This is a genomic window from Xenorhabdus sp. TH1 (assembly GCF_037260955.1).
Taxonomy (GTDB): domain Bacteria; phylum Pseudomonadota; class Gammaproteobacteria; order Enterobacterales; family Enterobacteriaceae; genus Xenorhabdus; species Xenorhabdus griffiniae.
Genome location: NZ_CP147734.1, coordinates 2,210,938 through 2,228,976, shown reverse-complemented (window position 1 = coordinate 2,228,976; position 18,039 = coordinate 2,210,938). Strand labels below are relative to the sequence as shown.

General features: G+C 42.4%; 17 protein-coding genes and 1 other annotated feature. Of the genes, 16 read left to right on the top strand and 1 reads right to left on the bottom strand.

The annotated features are described in order from the left end of the window. Positions 1 to 221 precede the first annotated feature (221 nt). Positions 222 to 902 (top strand): transglycosylase SLT domain-containing protein, encoded by a 681-nt coding sequence (locus WDV74_RS09720; RefSeq protein WP_338882534.1) that lies wholly within the window; start codon positions 222 to 224, stop codon positions 900 to 902. Positions 903 to 1,764: 862 nt separating this feature from the next. Further along, entirely contained in the window at positions 1,765 to 2,301 is a 537-nt protein-coding gene (locus WDV74_RS09715) for an Ail/Lom family outer membrane beta-barrel protein (RefSeq protein WP_338882533.1), read from the top strand. A 79-nt stretch (positions 2,302 to 2,380) separates the two neighbouring features. On the opposite strand, the gene WDV74_RS09710 is transcribed toward WDV74_RS09715, so the two are convergent. After that, positions 2,381 to 3,280 (bottom strand): IS982 family transposase, encoded by a 900-nt coding sequence (locus WDV74_RS09710; protein WP_338882532.1) that lies wholly within the window; start codon positions 3,278 to 3,280, stop codon positions 2,381 to 2,383. Positions 3,281 to 3,338: 58 nt separating this feature from the next. Here WDV74_RS09710 and WDV74_RS09705 point away from each other — a divergent pair, with 58 nt between their 5' ends. From WDV74_RS09705 to arnD, 14 genes are all read left to right on the top strand, one after another. Continuing rightward, positions 3,339 to 3,494 carry a hypothetical protein gene (locus WDV74_RS09705; protein WP_338882529.1) on the top strand — a complete coding sequence of 52 codons (156 nt, stop codon included), beginning with the start codon at positions 3,339 to 3,341 and terminating at the stop codon, positions 3,492 to 3,494. 271 nt (positions 3,495 to 3,765) lie between these two features. Continuing rightward, on the top strand, positions 3,766 to 5,694 hold the full coding sequence (thrS, locus tag WDV74_RS09700; RefSeq protein ID WP_338882528.1) for a threonine--tRNA ligase: 1,929 nt from the start codon (positions 3,766 to 3,768) through the stop codon (positions 5,692 to 5,694). A 3-nt stretch (positions 5,695 to 5,697) separates the two neighbouring features. Beyond that, positions 5,698 to 6,237 carry a translation initiation factor IF-3 gene (gene infC, locus WDV74_RS09695; RefSeq protein WP_273570799.1) on the top strand — a complete coding sequence of 180 codons (540 nt, stop codon included), beginning with the start codon at positions 5,698 to 5,700 and terminating at the stop codon, positions 6,235 to 6,237. A gap of 93 nt (positions 6,238 to 6,330) precedes the next feature. Next, positions 6,331 to 6,528: a 50S ribosomal protein L35 gene (rpmI, locus tag WDV74_RS09690; protein ID WP_006118955.1), complete on the top strand. Its 198-nt coding sequence runs from the start codon at positions 6,331 to 6,333 to the stop codon at positions 6,526 to 6,528. A 42-nt stretch (positions 6,529 to 6,570) separates the two neighbouring features. Continuing rightward, complete coding sequence (gene rplT, locus WDV74_RS09685) at positions 6,571 to 6,927, top strand: 50S ribosomal protein L20 (RefSeq protein ID WP_010847342.1); 357 nt, start codon at positions 6,571 to 6,573, stop codon at positions 6,925 to 6,927. A 106-nt stretch (positions 6,928 to 7,033) separates the two neighbouring features. Beyond that, positions 7,034 to 7,156 (top strand) — a sequence feature (Phe leader region). 82 nt (positions 7,157 to 7,238) lie between these two features. After that, a complete protein-coding gene (gene pheS, locus WDV74_RS09680) occupies positions 7,239 to 8,222 on the top strand; it encodes a phenylalanine--tRNA ligase subunit alpha (RefSeq protein WP_338882527.1) in 984 nt (327 codons plus the stop codon). A 14-nt stretch (positions 8,223 to 8,236) separates the two neighbouring features. Further along, on the top strand, positions 8,237 to 10,624 hold the full coding sequence (gene pheT / locus WDV74_RS09675) for a phenylalanine--tRNA ligase subunit beta (protein WP_338882525.1): 2,388 nt from the start codon (positions 8,237 to 8,239) through the stop codon (positions 10,622 to 10,624). 4 nt (positions 10,625 to 10,628) lie between these two features. Next, positions 10,629 to 10,925 carry an integration host factor subunit alpha gene (ihfA, locus tag WDV74_RS09670; RefSeq protein ID WP_038233943.1) on the top strand — a complete coding sequence of 99 codons (297 nt, stop codon included), beginning with the start codon at positions 10,629 to 10,631 and terminating at the stop codon, positions 10,923 to 10,925. A gap of 95 nt (positions 10,926 to 11,020) precedes the next feature. Beyond that, positions 11,021 to 12,016: a vitamin B12 ABC transporter permease BtuC gene (gene btuC, locus WDV74_RS09665; protein WP_338885573.1), complete on the top strand. Its 996-nt coding sequence runs from the start codon at positions 11,021 to 11,023 to the stop codon at positions 12,014 to 12,016. A 51-nt stretch (positions 12,017 to 12,067) separates the two neighbouring features. Further along, entirely contained in the window at positions 12,068 to 12,835 is a 768-nt protein-coding gene (gene btuD / locus WDV74_RS09660) for a vitamin B12 ABC transporter ATP-binding protein BtuD (RefSeq protein WP_338882523.1), read from the top strand. Between the two features lie 155 nt (positions 12,836 to 12,990). Beyond that, positions 12,991 to 14,136, top strand: a complete 1,146-nt coding sequence (gene arnB, locus WDV74_RS09655) for a UDP-4-amino-4-deoxy-L-arabinose aminotransferase (RefSeq protein ID WP_338882521.1) — start codon at positions 12,991 to 12,993, stop codon at positions 14,134 to 14,136. Then, positions 14,137 to 15,114: an undecaprenyl-phosphate 4-deoxy-4-formamido-L-arabinose transferase gene (gene arnC, locus WDV74_RS09650; RefSeq protein ID WP_338882519.1), complete on the top strand. Its 978-nt coding sequence runs from the start codon at positions 14,137 to 14,139 to the stop codon at positions 15,112 to 15,114. Continuing rightward, entirely contained in the window at positions 15,114 to 17,099 is a 1,986-nt protein-coding gene (gene arnA / locus WDV74_RS09645; RefSeq protein WP_338882517.1) for a bifunctional UDP-4-amino-4-deoxy-L-arabinose formyltransferase/UDP-glucuronic acid oxidase ArnA, read from the top strand. Before arnC ends, arnA begins: the two co-directional genes overlap by 1 nt. A gap of 41 nt (positions 17,100 to 17,140) precedes the next feature. Next, the gene (gene arnD, locus WDV74_RS09640) at positions 17,141 to 18,034 is read left to right on the top strand and encodes a 4-deoxy-4-formamido-L-arabinose-phosphoundecaprenol deformylase (RefSeq protein WP_338882516.1); all 894 of its coding nucleotides are present in this window, start codon (positions 17,141 to 17,143) and stop codon (positions 18,032 to 18,034) included. Positions 18,035 to 18,039 lie beyond the last annotated feature (5 nt).

Below are 18,039 nucleotides of genomic sequence, written 5' to 3'. Positions count from 1 at the left end.
ATAGAGGCAAAATTGATGATAAATTCGATAGATGCTCCTTAAATTCTTACCGATTGATATGACAACGACACACCTCATGCGAACAAAAAACCAGCATATTGTTTAGCGTTAGCTACGAGCAATTAAAGAGATTTATTTTATTAAGTGATAGAAAAATATTTTTGGTTTATCAGTAAAATTATATATCCTTTATAGAATTAATTTTATTTAGGGGAAGCAGTGTGAAATTAAAACTCCGTTACATTGCAGTGATATTGTTATTGTCTGGATGTGCAAGCCAACAAATACACCAGTCAGACAGTAATAGACAATCAACGGTAAAACGTATGCTTGATGGCAACAAGTCTGCTTTTGGTACTCATAAATTGACAAATAGGTTTAAATCCACCCCATTTGATGGTTTTATTGCGCAAGCCGCGAGACGTTATGGTGTTGATGAAACGCTCATCAAAGCGATTATTCAGGTGGAATCAGATTTTCGTCCAGAGGTTGTTAGTAAATCGAATGCGGTTGGACTCATGCAGATTAAGGCATCTACAGCTGGACGAGATGCTTACAGAATGAAAGGGAAATCAGGACAACCAACGCTGCGTGAATTGAAAGATCCTAAAACCAACATCGACCTTGGTACCGCCTATATCAGCATCTTGAAAAAGCAGCATCTGGAAGGTATTTCTAATCCAGAAACGTTGTACTACGCAACGATAGTTGCTTATGTAAATGGTGCAGGAGCATTATTGCGAACGTTTGACTCAAACCGAGCTTTGGCAATTAATAAAATTAATCAAATGACTCCGAATGAATTCTATCAATATGTTCAAAATAATCATCCTGCACCACAGGCTTCGCGTTATTTATGGAAAGTTAAAAATGCTTATCATTCTTTAGATGTAACTTATTAATCATAATCTGTAAATTTTCATTAGGCTAGTCTGAATTTTTTATTGTAAAAAAATAGTCTTTTGTAAACTATGAATATTACAAATTTTCGATAAATATTTTACAAGCAGTATTGATTATTAATGTTTTATAAAAAATATTTATGATAACTTATGGTTAAAGTTATTTCTTTAATAAAACAATTTGTTCAATGAAAAATAATGGCACTATCCTGGATTATTTTAGTTATCTCAGATAGCTTCCAACATATAAATACAGCCCTTTTATTCATTAATTGTTGTAATTTCCAATTTACGTTAAGGAATATGTTTGCATAGGGTCGTTTAAATATGTTCCTACGGAGCTATTTTAACACCTATTCTGTGTATTAGTTTGATGGAACCATTAACGCGTTGCTGTCGGGCTTATCAAAACCAGGTTCAGGCGCGTGTGACTATTCGCATGATGTTTGCGCATTATTTGGGTGTACGAAATTTTCCAGAGGGAACCCGCAAGCAAATCTTACGCAGGAAAAGGTTGATATTTTCTACATTGATAGTAAGAGGTATGAAGGCAATACAGAACTTCATTTTACCTTGTCTTCTACTGCTGATGTGAAAGGGATTCTATGCGGGAACGGGGTATTTTATGAGGATTCATCCGACCAATGATCCCTCCTAAAGATGTATGCGATGGATTGATGAGCGATTGCAAAGTTTGATATGGAGAGGATGTTCGATTGCTTTTCGGCGGTTTTCCGGGGCCTGCGTTGATGAGTTGGTGAAAAATCCATAGTGACTCAGATCAACCTTTAGGAAACACAGCAGGATAAAATCAATAATTTTCCTATACTTTTTATGATTTTTTAATTACTAAAGGTTTTTTATGAAAAATTTGGTTTTAGCAACATTGATTGCAGCAGGAATATCAGCCCTATCTATAAACGTGCATGCTGCTAGTGAAAGCACTATTTCAGCAGGATATGCTCAGAGTCACGTTAAAGTACAGGGTGACAAATTAAAAGAGAATCCAAAAGGATTTAATGTTAAATATCGTTATGAATTGGATGATAATTGGGGAATAGTTGGCTCGTTTACATATACCCACCAAGGTTATGATTTTTATAGTGGCGGACACAAGGTAGCTAATGTTGATTTGGATTACTATTCATTAACCGCTGGCCCTGCGTATCGTATCAATGAATATGTGAGTGCCTACGGTTTAATTGGTGCGGCTCATGGTAAAGAGGAAGCTAAATCAGGTGGAAATTCACATAGTGAAAGCAAAACAGAGTTTGCCTATGCCGCAGGCTTACAGATTAATCCAATTCCTAATATAGCCATTGATGCATCATATGAATATTCAAAAATTGGTGAGTTAAAAGCGGGAACATGGGTGATAGGTGTTGGTTATCGATTCTAGTGAATGAATTTAAATATAACTTAACCTGCTTCGGCGGGTTTTTTGTTATATAGAGGAACCTATAACGCGATGCTCGACTTTAACACCCTATAACGTTGGCTTGTTGAAGCCAGTCGCGTTGATTTTTACCTTGTTTAACATTGGCAAAAATACCCAACGTGTGAGAAAGCAGTTTTCTGGCAATTCGATTACTCAAATGCCACAAATCCCGTGCCCAGCACTTCTCGATAGCAAATTGTCCGGCGAGTTGACCAATCACGGTTTCAATTAAACGGCGTTTGGCGTTAATGATCCTTCTCGTTTTTCTGGGGAGGGGATCATCCATATTGGCTCGCACCGGGGTAATCATTTCAATACCCTCCACCCTCATTTCCTGCTTAAATTCAACGCCTAAATACCCTTTATCACCCAGCAAACAGCCTTTTATCGAGCCGAGCACATCCCAGATTGCTTCACGCTCACTGACACTGGCGGGCGTCAGTGTAAACCCGGTTACCACGCCGGTTTCGTCTATCATGAGATGTCCTTTGAAGCCGTAGTAAATTTCGTTTTTGGCGGCGCAGTACCCATAATCGGCTTGTCCTTTGAAGTTGGCACAGCCTTTTGCTCTTTTGAATCCACAGACGGGCAATGGAAATCCGTCGATAATATGTACCGGCCTGTCGAGCGCGCCCAATAACCTCGCCAGTTTTTCTTGCAGTTGTTGTTTAACAACCCAAAGATTCGAAATCTGTTTAGCGAAATTGGCGCGTGAACCCAGCCCCGGAAACCATTCGCGCCAGTGGCCATTAAAGTACGTCCAAATGCCTTTATCTGTTGAAAACCCTAAAAATTCACCCACCACTTCCATCGTGATAGCTTCTGCATCGCTCAGTTTAGGCGGATATCCCCGGCTTCTGAATCGCATACCTTGCTGTAACTGCGTTAAATTGTCATCTACCCAACAAAACACCCAAATGATAAAATCTTGCTGTGACATAGCCTTTTGTTCCTTTATTTCTCTATTTTTGACGACTTAAAGTTATAAAGGAGCGGCTATGTCATTTCAACTCATCATAAAAGTCGAGCATCGCGTAACCTATATGCGTTCACACATTACCCAGTTTATTGTGAATCACGCACAAACAGCATATCCCAATGAATATTGTGGGCTGGTGGTTCAATATCCCACCTCAAAGATGGTTGGAATTTAAACTATGATAAAGATCAATAAATTATATAAAATTAACTCATTGCGAATGTAATACGTATGGCGTCACTTAGTTACATTAAGTAGTCCTGTATGTTAGTATAGATTTTGAGTTTTAGCGATGTACATAGGTAATTTGGCAAAAGATGTATATACCTATGTACATAACTTACAGAGTGAAGTAAGAAATTGCTAATGTCTTATTAAAAATAAACGAATTTGATTTAATACAAGTGATCTTTCGTGTGGGTCACCACTGTACATAAGGATTTTAAATGCCTGTAATTACTCTTCCTGACGGTAGTCAACGTCAATTTGAGCATGCTGTTTCCGTAATGGATGTGGCTCGTGATATCGGTACTGGTTTAGCAAAAGCGTGTATTGCTGGCCGTGTTAATGGAGAATTGGTTGATGCTTGCGAATTAATCGAGACTGATTCCAATCTTGCTATTATCACCAGTAAGAATGAAGAAGGTTTGGAAATTATCCGTCATTCATGCGCACATTTGTTGGGCCATGCAATTAAGCAGTTGTGGCCCGATACGAAAATGGCTATCGGTCCTGTTATTGACAATGGTTTCTACTATGACGTCGATTTAGATCGCTCGTTGACACAGGAAGATATCGAGCTGCTTGAAAAACGCATGCTGGAACTTGCCAAAAAAGACTACGATGTCATCAAGAAAAGGGTTGGCTGGCAAGAAGCGCGTGACACATTTGCAGCTCGTGGTGAAGAGTATAAGATCCAGATTTTGGACGAAAACATTAGTCGTGATGATCGCCCAGGTCTGTATCACCATGAAGAATACGTTGATATGTGCCGTGGGCCGCATGTTCCTAACATGCGTTTTTGTCATCACTTTAAACTGCAAAAAGTTGCAGGAGCATACTGGCGCGGCAATAGTGACAACAAAATGTTGCAGCGTATTTATGGTACTGCATGGGCGGATAAGAAACAGCTTAATGCCTATTTACAGCGCTTGGAAGAAGCAGCAAAACGCGATCACCGTAAAATTGGTAAGCAGCTTGACCTGTATCATATGCAGGAAGAAGCACCGGGCATGGCGTTTTGGCATAATGACGGCTGGACAATTTTCCGTGAATTAGAAACTTTCGTCCGCACAAAACTCAAAGAGTACCAATACCAGGAAGTAAAGGGTCCATTTATGATGGATCGTATTCTGTGGGAAAAAACTGGGCATTGGGAAAACTATAAAGAAAACATGTTCACAACTTCATCGGAAAACCGCGAATATTGCGTAAAACCGATGAACTGCCCGGGTCATGTTCAGATTTTCAACCAAGGATTGAAATCTTACCGTGACTTGCCGTTGCGTATGGCTGAATTTGGTAGTTGTCATCGTAACGAACCCTCTGGCGCTTTACATGGTTTGATGCGTGTACGCGGTTTTACTCAAGATGATGCACATATTTTCTGTACTGAAGATCAGATCCTTCAAGAAGTCAGTAGCTGTATCAAGATGATTTACGATGTGTACGGCACATTTGGTTTTGAGAAGATTGTTGTTAAGTTATCAACACGCCCGGAAAAACGTATTGGTACGGAAAAACAGTGGGATGAAGCAGAAGCAGATCTTGCTGAAGCATTAACCCGAAATGGCATTGAATTTGAGTACCAGCCGGGTGAAGGGGCATTTTATGGCCCTAAAATTGAATTTACTCTATATGATTGTTTGGATCGTGCGTGGCAATGTGGTACTGTGCAACTCGATTTTTCACTGCCAGCACGCTTGAGCGCGTCATATGTAGGGGAAAATAACGAACGTAAGGTTCCTGTCATGATTCACCGTGCAGTTCTGGGATCGCTGGAACGGTTCATCGGTATCCTGACAGAAGAGTATGCTGGGTTTTTCCCAACATGGTTGGCACCTCAGCAGGTCGTCGTTATGAATATTACTGATGGCCAGTCAGATTATGTACAGGAATTGGTTAAAAAACTTCAAGATGCAGGCATTCGTGCAAAAGCAGACTTGAGAAACGAGAAGATTGGTTTTAAAATCCGTGAACACACTCTGCGTCGTGTACCTTATATGCTTGTATGTGGTGACAAAGAAGTCGAATCAGGAAAAGTATCCGTTCGTACTCGCCGCGGCAAAGACTTAGGTAGCATTGAGGTCAGTGAGTTTACAGAAAAACTGCTGACAGAAATACGCAGTCGCAATCTTCACCAATTGGAGGAATAAGGTATTAAAGGCGGAAAAAGAATTCAACCGGCGCGCCCAAATCGCATTAATGAAGAGATTCGCGCCTCTGAAGTTCGTTTAACTGGATTAGATGGCGAACAGATTGGTATTGTCAGTCTGAGAGAAGCTCTCGAAAAAGCTGAGGAAGCTGGTGTTGATTTAGTTGAAATCAGCCCAAATGCCGAACCGCCGGTTTGTCGTATTATGGATTACGGCAAGTTCCTCTATGAAAAGAGTAAGTCAATCAAAGAACAGAAAAAGAAACAAAAGGTTATTCAGGTTAAGGAAATTAAATTCCGTCCTGGTACAGATGAAGGCGACTATCAGGTCAAACTACGCAACCTGATTCGTTTTCTGGAAGATGGCGATAAAGCCAAAATCACCCTGCGTTTCCGTGGGCGTGAAATGGCACACCAACAGATTGGTATCGAGATGCTTAACCGCATTCGTGACGATCTGAGTGAACTGGCGGTGGTCGAATCCTTCCCAACGAAGGTTGAAGGTCGCCAGATGATCATGGTGCTCGCTCCTAAGAAGAAATAGTCAGGCAAACAAGTAATAGGCTCCAGTTAATCTGGCTGGAGTCTATTCGCCTGGCTAGTTCGTTGTAATTAACAATGCGAAGTGGAAATTAAAATGCCAAAGATTAAAACAGTACGCGGCGCAGCTAAACGCTTCAAAAAAACCGCAAGCGGCGGTTTCAAGCGTAAGCACGCTAACCTTCGTCACATTCTGACTAAAAAATCAACCAAGCGTAAACGTCATTTACGTCCAAAAGGCATGGTCTCCAAAGGTGATCTGGGCCTGGTTGTTGCTTGTCTGCCATACGCATAAGCAATTTTTTAGATTAGAACTCAGAGACGATAGGAGAAGTATATGGCTCGCGTAAAACGTGGTGTTATTGCCCGTGCACGTCACAAAAAAATTCTGAAACAAGCGAAAGGTTACTACGGTGCCCGTTCGCGCGTTTACCGTGTTGCTTTCCAGGCTGTTATCAAAGCTGGTCAGTACGCTTACCGTGACCGCCGTCAGCGTAAACGTCAATTCCGTCAATTGTGGATTGCACGTATCAACGCTGCTGCACGTCAGAACGGCATGTCTTACAGCCGTTTCATCAACGGCCTGAAAAAGGCTTCGATTGAAATCGACCGTAAGATCCTGGCTGACATCGCTGTATTCGACAAAGTAGCATTCGCTGCTCTGGTTGAAAAAGCGAAGGGCGCTCTGGCATAAGTCAGGTTAAAAGAGGGAGCTTGCTCCCTCTTTTACTTTTTTTCCATAAAGATTAGATACTGTCTGCGATCAGTAAATGCAAGAAGGGTACAGGAGAAAGAACGCAAATGATAAAGTTAGCCTTTTTTCGTTTCTTTTTTTACTTTAGCACCTGAAATCAGGGGGCTTCGCGCGTAAGAAAAGAAACGAAAAATAGCGCTTGAGCCTCCAGTGTGGAGGCTTTTTTATTTTTATGGCCTCATTAATCGATAACATTGAGGACATAATCGATAACAACTAAAGGGCCATCAGGCCAAAGGAAGAGGAAAACGATGTCACATCTTACTGAGCTGGTTGCAAAGGCAAAAACAGCCGTGGAAGAAGCCCAGGATGTTGCCGCGTTGGATTTGGTGCGAGTTGAATACCTGGGAAAAAAAGGCCATTTAACCCTCCAGATGTCATCGCTGCGTGACTTACCAGCCGAAGAACGTCCAGCGGCAGGGGCTGTTATTAATCAGGCAAAACAAGAAGTTCAAGAGGCTTTGAATGCGCGTAAGACAAAGCTAGAAGCTGATATTCTGAATGCGCGTTTGGCAGCAGAAAAAATTGATGTTTCATTGCCTGGTCGTCGTATGGAAAATGGTGGTTTGCACCCTGTTACCCGCACGATTGAACGTATTGAAACTTTCTTTGGCGAGTTGGGTTTTTCTGTTGAATCAGGCCCGGAAATCGAAGATGACTATCATAATTTTGATGCTCTGAACATTCCTGCACATCATCCTGCGCGTGCTGATCACGATACTTTCTGGTTTGATGCGACGCGTTTGCTGCGTACCCAGACTTCAGGGGTACAGATCCGCACCATGAAAGAGCGTCAGCCGCCAATCCGTATCATTGCGCCAGGTCGTGTATATCGTAACGATTATGATCAGACACATACTCCAATGTTCCATCAGGTAGAAGGGCTGATCGTTGATAAAAATATCAGCTTTACCAACCTGAAAGGCACGCTGCATGACTTTTTGAATAACTTCTTTGAAGAAGATATGCAAATACGTTTCCGTCCTTCTTATTTTCCCTTTACGGAACCTTCCGCAGAAGTTGATGTGATGGGCAAAAATGGGAAATGGTTAGAAGTTTTGGGTTGCGGTATGGTACATCCTAACGTATTACGCAATGTTGGTATTGATCCTGAAATCTATTCTGGTTTTGCCTTTGGCATGGGAATGGAGCGTCTGACTATGCTGCGTTATGGTGTTACAGATTTGCGTGCATTCTTCGAAAATGATTTACGTTTCCTCAAACAATTTAAATAAGGCGGGTATATCTCATGAAATTCAGTGAACTCTGGTTACGCGAGTGGGCAAACCCAGCCATTAATAGTGAAGCATTGTCTGATCAAATCACCATGGCGGGTTTGGAAGTTGATGGTGTTGAAAAAGTGGCAGGTCAATTCCACGGCGTATTTGTTGGTGAAGTTGTTGAGTGCGGACAACATCCAAATGCAGATAAGTTGCGTGTCACAAAAGTTAATGTTGGCGGCGAACGCCTGTTAGATATTGTCTGTGGTGCACCTAATTGCCGACAAGGGCTTCGTGTCGCTGTTGCTACGGTTGGTGCTGTGCTGCCAGGTGATTTTAAAATTAAGCCAGCGAAATTGCGTGGCGAGCCGTCAGAAGGCATGTTGTGTTCATTTGCTGAATTAGGTATTGCAGACGATCATGATGGCATTATTGAACTGCCAGCAGATGCTCCGATTGGTGTTGATCTGCGTGATTACATGAAGTTGGACGATAATGCGATTGAAATCAGCATTACACCAAACCGTGCTGACTGCCTGAGCATCATGGGAGTTGCTCGTGATGTTGCAGTTATCAATAAATTGTCCATGGCAGAGCCAAAAATCGAAGCGGTTAAACCAACTACAGATGCCACATTCCTTATTCGTGTTGAGGCTCCTGAAGCCTGTCCGCGCTATTTGGGACGTGTGATCAAGAATGTGAAAGTCAAAGCAATCACCCCACTGTGGATGCGCGAAAAACTGCGTCGTGGTGGTGTTCGTTCCATTGATCCGGTTGTTGATATTACCAACTATGTTTTGCTCGAATTGGGCCAACCATTGCACGCGTTCGATTTGGAACGTTTAAATGGTTCAATTATTGTGCGTTTTGCTGAGCAAGGTGAAAAACTTACTCTGCTAGATGGTAGTGAAACCGAACTTTCTGCTGAAACACTCATTATTTCTGATGAAAAACAACCGGTTGCTATGGCGGGGATTTTTGGCGGGGAATATTCTGGTGTTAATGCAGAAACACAGCATATTATGCTAGAATGTGCGTTCTTTGCACCACTGGCAATCACTGGCCGTGCTCGTCGTTATGGTTTGCACACCGATGCTTCTCACCGTTTTGAACGTGGTGTTGATCCACAGCTTCAGCATAAAGCGATGGAATATGCCACTCAATTGTTGATCGACATTTGTGGTGGAGAAGCCGGTGAAATCGTTGATGTTACTAGCGAATCTCACTTACCAAAACCAGCGACGATTACGCTTAATCGCAATAAATTGGATCGCTTGATTGGTCATCATGTTGCTGATGAACAAGTCACGGATATCCTGACGCGTTTAGGTTGCCAGGTCACGATCCAGGATGGAAGTTGGCAGGCTATTGCACCTAGCTGGCGTTTTGATATGCAAATTGAGGAAGATCTCGTTGAAGAGGTCGCTCGTATTTACGGTTATAACAACATTCCTGACGTTCCAGTGCGCGCAGATCTGATTATGACTTCACATCGTGAAGCTGATTTGCCATTGAAACGGGTTAAAACAATGTTGGTGGACAAAGGTTATCAAGAAGCGATTACTTATAGCTTTGTTGATCCTAAGATTCAGAAATATCTTCACCCGCAGGAAGAAGCGTTAATTTTGCCTAATCCAATTTCGGCGGATATGTCTGCAATGCGTTTGTCCTTGTTGACAGGATTATTGACTACTGTTGCCTATAACCAGAACCGTCAGCAAAACCGTGTCCGTTTATTCGAAACAGGATTGCGTTTTGTGCCGGATGAAAATGCGGAGCATGGGATCCGTCAGGAATTAATGCTCGGTGGCGTTATTGCAGGCAACCGTTTCGAAGAGCACTGGTCGATTGAAAAACAAGCAGTTGATTTCTTTGATTTGAAGGGTGATTTAGAATCTGTTTTAGAACTGACAGGTAAACTATCTAACATTTCCTTTAAGGCAGAAGAACATCCTGCTTTACATCCTGGGCAAAGCGCTGGGATTTATCTGGAAAATAATTACATTGGTTATATCGGTGTTGTTCATCCAGAACTGGAGCGTAAACTTGACTTAAACGGCCGTACCGTGGTATTCGAGTTATTATGGACTGGTCTGGTAGACCGCGTAATCCCTGAGATGAAGGAAGTTTCTCGCTTCCCATCTAACCGCCGTGATATCGCCATCGTTGTGCCTGAAAATGTAGCCGCAGAAGATGTTCTGGCTGAATGTAAGAAAGTTGGCGTAAATCATATAGTTGGCATAAACTTATTTGACGTGTATTGTGGTAAAGGTGTCGCGGAAGGCTACAAGAGCCTTGCTATTAGCTTAATCTTGCAGGATACCATGCGTACACTGGAAGAAGAAGAAATTGCTGCGACCGTCAACAAATGCGTTGCTGCACTAGAACAGCGATTCCAAGCATCCTTGAGGGACTGAACTTATGGCGCTTACTAAAGCTGAAATGTCAGAAAATCTGTTTGAGAAACTGGGTATTAGCAAGCGTGACGCTAAAGATCTGGTAGAAATGTTCTTTGAAGAAGTTCGTCGTTCTTTGGAGAATGGGGAGCAAGTGAAATTATCTGGATTTGGCAACTTTGATTTGCGAGACAAAAATCAACGTCCAGGCCGTAATCCAAAAACAGGTGAAGATATTCCGATTACGGCTCGCCGTGTTGTCACTTTTCGCCCTGGCCAAAAACTGAAAAACAGAGTGGAAAAAGCGTTACCCAAAGAATAACTACATAAAAAGGCCGCATTTTGCGGTCTTTTTCTTATCTTCTCTTTTCATTGCCTTCAATGGAAGGAGCATTTATTTTCTAAATGGCCTCACACATGCGCTCTGTTTACGAGTTGATCACCTATCAGAGAAAACGTAACCATCGAGTGATGGCGGTTTTGTCTGTTTTATTCGTTATTCTGTTTATCTTGTCATTATGTGCCGGTGAAATCTGGTTTTGGCCTGATCAATGGTTATCAGAGCCTGCCCAGTTGTTTATTTGGCAGTTGAGATTGCCCAGAGTGATTGCCGTGATGGTGGTTGGTGCGAGCTTAGCCCTGTCAGGAGCCATTATGCAGGCGTTGTTCGAAAATCCATTGGCGGAGCCAGGATTGCTTGGGATCAGTAATGGCGCTGGTGTTGTAGTGGTATGTTTAATACTTGTCTTTCATGGTATTGCACCATTGTGGTTATTAAGTGTTGGCGCGGTATCTGGGGCATTTTTTATGACCGCTATTTTGCTGGGATTTTCCAGAAAACATCAAGTGACCAATACCCGCTTGTTATTGATTGGCGTTGCTTTCGGGGTGATCTTTGGCGCCTTGATGACATGGATGGTTTATTTCAGTACCAGTTTAGATCTCCGGCAATTGATGTATTGGATGATGGGAAGTTTCAGTGGCGTTGATTGGCGCCAAAAATGGCTGATGGTTGCATTGTTTCCCGCTGTCTTATGGTTAAGCAGTAAAGGTAACATTTTGAATTACCTCTCTCTTGGGGAGTTACAGGCTCGGCAACTAGGTGTGTCTCACCATAAATGGCGTAATGCATTTGTATCGGTAATCGGGTTATTAGTTGGTTTGAGTGTTGCTCTTGCGGGAGCTATCAGTTTTATCGGTTTGGTTATTCCCCATATTTTGAGATTAATTGGTTTGACTGATCATAAGGCATTACTTCCAGCCAGTGCATTGGCGGGAGGCAGTGGTTTACTGTTGGCAGATTTAATTTCCCGTCTATCATTATCCCATGCAGAAGTGCCAATAGGTGTTGTTACCGTAACTTTAGGTTCCCCCATTTTTATATGGCTGTTATTAAGAACACGTCACTATTAAGAAATATCGCACTTGCCTGTTAATGCGAGATAAGGAAATGAGGGTAATAGCATGATCAGTCAGCCGATTTTGCAACTGGATAATGTTAGTGTTAACAATAGATTGAGTTCATTGTCTGGGATTGTTGCGGTAGGGAAACAGATTCATTTGGTGGGACTCAATGGCTCAGGGAAAAGTACTCTGCTTGCAGCAATTGCGGGCGTGTTATCCTATAGCGGCACTATTTGTTTGCATAGCCGAAACTTGCAGGATTACCGCCAGCACGAATTGGCAAAGCACCGTGCCTGGTTCTCTCAGGCTTCTTCTGTTCCTATCATGCCGGTTTTTCAGTATCTAGATATGTTCCGCCCTGAATGTACGTCATTGGCTCACAGTGAACATGTGTTGTATGAACTGTGCCAGCAAATGAAACTCCTGCCATTGCTTACTTCGTCCATTGGTCAACTCTCCGGCGGAGAGTGGCAACGAGTCAGATTGGCGGGTACGTTTTTTCAGATATGGCCGGAGCTAAATCCTGCTGGAAGTTTACTCTTACTTGATGAACCAACAAATAATCTTGATATCACCCAACAAGCCGTTTTGGATAAGTTAATAAAAAGATTTTGTGCGTTGGGAGGAACGGTATTATTGAGTAGCCATGATCTTAACCACACATATGAACAAGCGACAGAAGTATGGCTGCTTTCTCATGGGAAATTGTTAGCATCAGGCATGCCACAGAATATCATGACAGAACGAAATTTATCAGAAGTTTTTGAGGTAAATATTGGACATATCAAAAATGACAGCTATAAATTATGGAGGGTCAGCCACGTGTAATTCCTGTAAGCGAAATCTACCATAATTATTGCTTGCTATCTGTTTTTGGTGTTTGGTTGACCATAATTTGTTTTTCGTTGATGTTTCGTTAAAAAATCATTACCTAGAATCGATCAATTATAAAGCAATTAGGATATACAAGGCACAAAACGATTATGGATAATTTTTTGCCATTTTCTCGTCCTGCAATTGGCAGCGAAGAGATAGAAGCGATAGAGAAAGTTTTACACTCCGGTTGGATTACTACAGGCCCACAAAACCATCAGTTAGAGCAAGATTTTTCTCTTATGTTTGGCTGCAAACATGCCATTGCTCTATGTTCCGCGACTGCGGGAATGCATTTGGCTTTGTTGGCTCTCGGCATAGGCCCAGGTGATGAAGTCATTACGCCTTCCCAAACTTGGGTTTCCACGATCAATATGATTTGCTTGTTAGGCGCTGAACCTGTCATGGTTGATGTTGACCGTGATACATTAATGGTCAGCGCAGAAACAATCAAAAAAGCGATCACTCCCAAAACCAAAGTAATTATTCCCGTTCATTATGCAGGAGCGCCTTGTGATCTTGATGCTCTTCGCGCTGTAGCCCAAAAAGCGAAAATTCCTCTGATTGAAGATGCAGCTCATGCTGTCGGCACTCGTTATAAAAATGAATGGATTGGTGAGCGGGGTAGCGCAATTTTTTCTTTTCATGCGATAAAAAACATGACCTGTGCCGAAGGTGGCATGTTCGTTACAGATGATGATGAACTTGCCCAGCGGATCCGCTGTTTAAAATTTCATGGCTTAGCTGTTGACGCTTTTGATAGACAAATTCAGGGCAGAAAACCCCAAGCGGAAGTGATTGAGCCGGGTTTTAAATACAACCTATCAGATATTCATGCGGCGATGGCAGTTGTGCAATTGGGCAAACTGGCATCAATGAATGAACGCCGTCGGGAATTGGTGGCTCGCTATTCTGCCGCTCTTATTGATTCACCGCTGCAAATGCTGAAAGCCCCAGAATATGCGCATTTGCATTCCCACCATCTTTTTATGGTACGCGTTGACAAAAATATCTGTGGCATTGACCGCGATACGTTTATGGCACGCCTAAAGGATAGAAATATTGGCACGGGTTTGCACTTCAGAGCCGCGCATACACAAAAATATTATCGTGAGCGTTATCCACAACTTTCCTTGCCTGTATCTGAGTGGAATTCATCAGCATTGTGTTCATTACCTCTTTTTCCCGACATGAGCAATGATGATGTAGATCGTGTCGTGAATGTAATAACTGAAATTCTTTCGGAGCATAATTAAGTGATATTTGAGAAGATCAAAAAAGTTTCAGTCGTTATTCCTGTTTACAACGAAGAAGAAAGTTTACCCCAATTATTGGAAAGAACGCTCGCAGCGTGCCAAAAATTAGAACAGAAATACGAATTAATCTTGGTCGATGATGGCAGCCATGATAGTTCTGCCGAGATCTTAACTCAGGCGGCAGAATCTCCAGAAAATCATGTGATTGCAATTTTGCTTAACCGTAATTATGGGCAACATTCAGCCATTATGGCCGGTTTCCATCAAGCTGACGGTGATCTGGTTATTACACTTGATGCTGATTTGCAAAACCCACCGGAAGAAATTCCCCGTTTAGTTAAAACGGCGGAAGAGGGGTATGACGTTGTGGGAACTCGTCGTATTCATCGGCAGGACTCTTGGTTCCGTAAAGCTGCCTCTAAAATAATCAATGCAATGATAACTAAGGCGACAGGGCGTTCAATGGGGGATTATGGTTGCATGTTGCGCGCCTATCGACGTCATATTGTCTGTGCGATGCTTCAATGCCATGAGCGCAGTACATTTATTCCTATCCTTGCCAACACCTTTGCACGCAGAACAATAGAAATTGACGTGGCCCATGCAGAGCGTGAGTTTGGGGACTCCAAGTACAGTTTTATGAAACTGATAAACCTGATGTATGACCTTCTGACGTGCTTAACTACTGCACCATTGCGGTTACTAAGCGTCGCGGGAAGTATCATTGCCATAACAGGTTTTTTGTTGGCGGTGTTATTGATTGTTCTGCGCCTTATATTTGGTTCAATGTGGGCTGCTGAAGGGGTGTTTACCCTGTTTGCTATTCTTTTTATGTTCATTGGGGCACAGTTTGTCGCCATGGGACTGTTGGGTGAATACATTGGTCGAATATATAACGATGTTCGTGCTCGTCCGCGCTATTTCATTCAAAAAGTGGTCGGAGTTAAGAAGACTAACGATAATCAGGAAGAAAGCTAATGAAAGCAATTATTTTTGCCTATCACGATATTGGTTGTGCCGGACTTAATGCATTAGTCAAATCGGGTTTTGATGTTCAGGCTGTATTCACACACACTGATGATCCAAATGAAAATCACTTTTTCTCTTCTGTTGCCCGTATTGGTGCTGATTTGGGGTTACCTGTGTTTGCACCAGAAAATGTGAATCACCCGCTTTGGGTTGAACGCATTCGTGAGATGAAACCAGATGTTATTTTCTCTTTTTACTACCGCAACATGCTTAGTCAGGAAATTCTGTCACTGGCTGAAAAAGGCTCATTTAACCTTCATGGCTCCTTGTTGCCTAAATATCGTGGCCGTGCTCCGGTTAACTGGGCAATACTCCGTGGAGAGACTGAAACCGGTGTAACATTACATAAAATGCTGGAGAAGCCGGATGCGGGAGATATTATCGCACAACAGGTTGTACAGATTGATGAACATGATACTTCACTGAGAATACATGAAAAAATATGTGAAGCGACAGTTGAATTATTGGATCGTATTCTGCCTCAAATAAAATCAGGTCATTATCCATCAATTCCACAGAATGAAAGCCAGGCCACTTATTTTGGCCGTCGTACCGCTGAAGATGGTGAGATAGCATGGAATAAGTCTGCCAAAGAGATTAATAACTTAGTCAGGGCGGTGACAGAACCCTACCCAGGGGCATTTACTTTTCTCGGTGAACGTAAGATGACGATTTGGCGTTCACGGCCACTTGATCAGTCCCACGGAAAACGCCCAGGAACCGTAATCTCGACGGATCCCTTTGTGATTGCTTGTGGTGATGGTGCGTTGGAAATTATTAGCGGCCAAGGGGAGTCAGGGCTTTATGTTCAAGGTAATCGATTAGCTCTTGAGATGGGTATTGTCGCAGGGGTTCATGTTGGTCCTAAAGCAACAACCCAAATCAGTCGCCGTAAACGAGTACTCATTTTGGGTGTGAATGGATTCATTGGTAACCATCTGACTGAACGATTGTTGAGTGATGGCAATTATGACATTTATGGGATGGATATTGGTTCTTCTGCGATTGAGCGATTTATTGGTAATCCACGTTTTCACTTTATTGAAGGAGATATCAGCATTCATACTGAATGGATTGAATATCACATCAAAAAATGTGATGTCATCCTGCCATTAGTGGCAATTGCGACGCCAATTGAATATACCCGTAATCCTTTGCGAGTCTTTGAACTGGATTTTGAAGAGAACCTTAAAATTGTTCGTTATTGTGTTAAATACAATAAACGGATTATTTTCCCCTCCACATCCGAAGTTTACGGTATGTGTGATGATAAAGAGTTTGATGAAGATACTTCGCGTCTGATTGTTGGACCTATTAATAAACAGCGTTGGATCTATTCAGTTTCAAAACAATTACTCGATCGAGTCATTTGGGCATATGGTACACAAGAAGGCCTGAAATTTACTTTATTCCGTCCATTTAACTGGATGGGGCCAAGGCTGGATAACCTAAATTCAGCGCGTATTGGTAGTTCAAGGGCTATTACCCAATTGATTTTGAACTTGGTGGAAGGTTCGCCAATTAAATTGGTGGATGGGGGAGAACAAAAACGCTGTTTCACGGATATCCATGATGGTATTGAGGCACTGTACAGGATCATCGAAAACCGGGATGGGCGATGCGATAGTCAGATAATCAATATTGGTAATCCAACAAATGAAGCGAGCATTCGTCAGTTAGCCGAAATGTTATTAGATAGCTTTGAACAACATGAGTTGCGGGGGCACTTTCCCCCATTTGCTGGATTCAAAAAGGTCGAAAGCAGCAGTTATTATGGGCAAGGCTATCAGGATGTTGCACACCGCAAACCCAGCATTAAAAACGCAGAACGTCTGTTAGGTTGGAAACCCACTATTGATATGAAGCAAACCATTGATAAAACATTGGACTTCTTTCTGCGTGGCGCAGTTGAAGAAGCGAAAGAGAAAAATTAAAAAGGCAGTAGGAAAACGAGGAAGAGAGCGGAAATAACGTAATGAAAAAAGTTGGTTTGAGAATTGATGTGGACACTTATCGAGGCACTAAGGAAGGTGTACCACGGTTGCTTGAAGTTTTACAAAAGCACCATATTCAAGCCAGCTTTTTTTTCAGTGTTGGCCCAGACAATATGGGGCGCCATTTATGGCGTCTGTTGCGTCCAAAGTTTCTCTGGAAGATGCTGAGATCAAATGCTGTGTCTCTCTATGGCCTGGATATTTTATTGGCAGGTACAGCTTGGCCGGGAAAAAAAATCGCAAAAGATTTAGGGCATTTGATGAAGCAAACAATAGAAGCAGGCCATGAAGTAGGTTTACATGCATGGGATCATCAAGGTTGGCAGGCAAAAGTAGGTTGTTGGTCGGAGAAGGAATTAACAGAGCAAGTGAAATTGGGTGTTGATGCTTTGCAAAAAGCAACAGGAAAAACTGTGACATGCTCAGCCGTTGCGGGTTGGCGCGCTGATGAACGTGTGCTGGCCGTTAAACAACATTTTGGTTTTGATTACAACAGTGATTGCCGCGGAATACATCCATTCAGGCCACTCTTGCCCGATGGACAAGTGGGAACTGTACAAATTCCTGTCACATTACCTACCTATGATGAAGTTGTTGGAACACAAGTCAGTGATGCAGATTTTAATCACTTTATCCTTGCAGCGATTAAAAATGATCATGGGATTCCTGTTTATACGATCCATACCGAAGTCGAAGGGATGTCGAAATCTGCACAATTTGAGGCATTACTGGACATGCTTCATCAACAAGATATTCAGTTCTGTAAATTAAGCCATTTGTTACCAGAGAATAGGGATACGCTTCCTATTGGGAAAATTGTTCGTTCGGATTTTCTTGGTCGTGAAGGCTGGTTAGGTTGCCAACAAGAGGTATAGCACAG